General features: G+C 67.9%; 2 protein-coding genes. One reads left to right on the top strand and one right to left on the bottom strand.

The window, feature by feature from the left end:
- Window positions 1-366 precede the first annotated feature (366 nt).
- The gene (locus tag B124_RS36925) at window positions 367-1038 is read left to right on the top strand and encodes a hypothetical protein (RefSeq protein WP_496507394.1); all 672 of its coding nucleotides are present in this window, start codon (window positions 367-369) and stop codon (window positions 1036-1038) included.
- 197 nt (window positions 1039-1235) lie between these two features.
- Here B124_RS36925 and B124_RS36920 read toward each other — a convergent pair whose 3' ends face one another.
- A complete protein-coding gene (locus tag B124_RS36920; protein ID WP_496507393.1) occupies window positions 1236-2036 on the bottom strand; it encodes a DeoR/GlpR family DNA-binding transcription regulator in 801 nt (266 codons plus the stop codon).
- Between the last annotated feature and the right edge of the window lie 426 nt (window positions 2037-2462).

The following is a 2462-nucleotide window of genomic DNA, read 5'->3' as shown; positions in this document are numbered from 1 at the left end:
CCGGAGCAGTGGAACCCGGCGCCACCCCGAGGCGACACTCGGGCCTTCGCCCTCCCCAACCTCAACCCGCAGCCCGAAAACGGCCCACCGACTCCGCCGGCGGACCGTCACGAAACTTCGAGGTTAAGTTCAGTCCCCCAGGCGCCGCGAACCCCGGCATCGGAGCACGTCGCTCCGGCGAGTGCCGGCGAGATGTCTGTCGGAAAAGGTGTGTGCAACCTTCCGAGGCCCCGGTGGTCGATCGAGATCTCCGGTGTTTCAACCGACCGGTCCAGGGGCCTCGTTGGTCATCGCCGGCGCGCGTTCTCATCCGGTTCTCATCTGGTGCAGAGCACGGCCGCGCAACGGCGTCCCTATGGTGGCTCCGTGAACAGAGAAAGGGCGGCCCAGGCGCCACTGCCGCCCGTATGGTCGGCGGGTACCGCGCTTGTCCGCGCGTTGGAGCTGGTGGCGTTGGCCTGGTCGGTGGCAGGTGGCGTCGCCGCCCTGTCGTACGCAGCGCTGGGCCTCGATTTCGTGCCGATCTTGGTGGGCTTCGTGCTCGGCGTGGGCTTCGTCATCGCGGTCATCCTGGCCCACACCGCGGTCTGGCTCGGGTTGCTCGCCGTGCTGCCGGGAGTGTTCGTCCTCGTCGGCGCGGTGCAGTACGCGCCCGAGGCCGCCCTTCAGGAGCGTGGTGTGCGGGAGACGGTCACGATCGTCGGGGAGACGGGCCGGACGGGCGACGAAGCACACCGTTACGAGCTGAGGCGGCCCGGAGGCGGACTGCTTGACCAAGAGCTGACATACAGCGGCAGCCTGTCTCCCTACGAGGTCGGCGACGAGCTTACGGTAGTCCGTGATCCCGAGGGCGTGGTCCCGTTGGAGGACGAGGACAACGTCGCGCCGGGCGGGAAGGCGGGCATGCTCATAGCGGGTGCTTCGGCGTGGTCGCTGATCGGCCTGTATGCGGTCCGCCGCGGATACGTGCGGCGCAGGCGGCGTCAGGGGCGGAGCGCAGACGGACCGGACGCCGTGGACGTCGATTTTGCGCTGTGAGCCGGGGGTGTTGGCCGCTGAGCGGCACTCCATGAGCAGGCGGCGAGGGAGGCCCCGTCTCCACCCTCCCACGGGGCCGGTAATCCGGAAGCATCGTGTTCGCCCGGAGGGACAATCCCGCCGCGCCGTCTCCGGCTGAACGTCCTCGCCGCCCGGAATGCGAAGTCCGACGCGTTCGCCGTGAACACGCCAGAGCCTCATACGGTGATCACTTCGATCGCGGCGTCGGTGAGACGAGCGATCACTTCGGCGGAAGCGGCTGAGTCGGTAACCAGGACGTCGATGCGGTCCAGGCCGCAGATTCTCGCGAACGCCCGCCGCCCCAGCTTCGAGGAGTCGGCGGCCACGATCACCCGGTTGGCACGTTCGGCGAACAGGCGGCTGACGCTCGCCTCTTCCTCGTGGTGGGTCATCAGTCCCAGCCCGGGATCCACCCCGTCGACGCCGAGGACCGCGACATCCAACGCCACGTCGCTCATCACGCCGGTGGCCAGTGGACCGATGAGCTCGTACGTCTGAGGTCGGGCGACGCCGCCCGTCAGCACCAGCTTGACCTGTGGGCGGACCGCCGCTTCGCCCGCGATGTTCAGCGCATTCGTTACCAGGGTCACGCTCGGCGCCGGCGTCCCGGCAATCTGCTCGGCGCCGTCTCCTGCTGCGCGGATGATGAGCGCGCGTGCCACCTCGGTCGTAGTGGTGCCACCGTTGATGCCGACCACTACCCCCTGGCTGATCTGATCGGCGACGGCCTCCGCGATCCGGCGCTTCTCCGCGGCGTTGTGCACGGACCGGTAGCGGAGCGGCAGTTCGTAGGCCACGCCATGGGCGATCGCCCCGCCCCGGGTGCGCACGAGCAACTGCTGCTCAGCGAGTTCGTCGAGGTCTCGACGGATCGTCGCCGCCGACACCTCCAAGACCGTCGCGGCCTCCTCGACCTCCAGCCGGCCGTGTTCGGCCAGGTGCTGCAACAGCCTTCCCCATCGGTCGTGCTTGGCCATCCCACCATCCCTTCCCACGACGGCCCGGCGAGCATGGTAGCCGTGCGCGTAAGTGCACAACCACGCACCGGCCACCCCATCGCCCCAAAGCCGCTATCGGCACGTCAGGTCACAGTTCGGGACAACTTCTGGACGAGCGGCTACTGGGCATGCATAATCCAGCCACGCAGCATGCACGATACTGCGCTGAACAGGCCATCATCGATCAACTCTAAACATGCACACGGAAGTGTTTCAACGAAGGCGGCGGCCAGAGATGCACAAGATCACGATCAGAGTCCTCTCGGTCTGCGCCGTCGGTGCGCTGGCCCTCACGGCATGTGGCAATGACGGTGACGATGGGGGCAGCTCGGACGGTACGACCACCCTCAAGCTGGTGGCGGCCGACTACGGCGACAAGGCGTCGAACGCGTCGAAGGTGTACTG

The organism is Streptomyces sp. CNP082 (assembly GCF_059570535.1).
The sequence above is the reverse complement of the archived record's forward strand: the minus strand, read 5'-3'. Positions and strand labels throughout refer to the sequence as shown.